Here is a 1096-nt window from a genome sequence, read left to right on the forward strand (position 1 = left end):
GACCCGCGCCACGGCGAAGCCCGGCCGGCCGGAGGTGGCCAGGACGGCCTCGGTCACGGCGGTGCGCGGGTTCGGGTCCCCCGGGGCGGTGAGCGGCGTGGCGTGGGTCTCCACCGCCGACGTCTCGCCCTCGCCGCCGACGATGTGCATCACCAGCGTGCGCGGCTCCGGCGCGCTGAACGCGGCCCGCACCGGCACACCCGCCCGCGGGCCGACGCGGTAGGCCACGTCCACCAGGAAGCGGTCGCCGTTGACGGCCGGGTCGGGCTCCTCCACCACCGTCAGCCGGGTGAAGGCGTACGGGTGAAACCACGCCCCGTGCCAGGGGTCGAGCCGGTTGGCGATGACGTCCTCCGGCTCGCAGACGCCCACCAGGGTCGTCACCGCGTCCACCGAGACGGCCGGATCCGGGCGCCGGGGCAGGCAGGGCCGCTCCAGAGGCTCCTCGCCGCCCACCGCGTCCAGCCGTACCCACACCAGCACACCGTCGTCGTACACGGGATAGGGCTCCCAGCCGGGCATGCCCCGCTCGGTCAGGCCCAGGCCGTGCCAGTGGCAGATCAGCCGCCCGGACTCCACCACGCTGTCGCACAGGGGCGCGCCCAGGTGCGGGCAGGCGCCCGGACCGGCCACCGGGCGCCCGGACTCCGCGCGCCAGAGCACCAGCTCCACCCCGGCGACCGTCCTGCCGAAGGGGCGGCCGCGGCGGATCTCACGACTGGCGGCCACCACGTACCAGTTGCCCGAGGGGCGGGCCGAGGCCCGCTTCAGGGCGTCGGCGATGATCTGCGGACGGGCCGCCCGCCACGTGGGCTCCTGGCGGCTCCAGCCGGGGCCGGACATCAGACGCAGGGGGCTGCGCCAACCGGTCGAACCCCCGACACGGCGCTTGGTCAAGACAGCACTCCTCCTCGCTGCGCGCCCCGCCGGCGGGTCCGCGGGGTCTCCTTGGGGGTCTCCGCGGGCGCCCTTTCCACGGGGTCCCCCTCCGCGCCTTCCCACGAGTGGCCGGGCACCCGCGGCAGGTCACCGGTCAGGGCGCCGCGGGCGCGCGAGGCGGCGACGCCGGCCAGCCCGCCCAGCGCCACGGCGGCCC

The 1096-nt window shown here is 77.3% G+C and carries 2 protein-coding genes; both read right to left on the bottom strand.

The genetic code is table 11. The annotated features are described in order from the left end of the window. The coding region (locus tag AC2CJA_RS26800) for a DUF5914 domain-containing protein (RefSeq protein ID WP_484605228.1) at nucleotides 1-843 on the bottom strand (843 nt) is incomplete at its 3' end. Nucleotides 844-893: 50 nt separating this feature from the next. Continuing rightward, nucleotides 894-1096: hypothetical protein (locus AC2CJA_RS26805; RefSeq protein ID WP_484605227.1), on the bottom strand; the 203-nt coding region annotated here is incomplete at its 5' end.

This window comes from Streptomyces sp. ATLC9 (genome assembly GCF_057196705.1).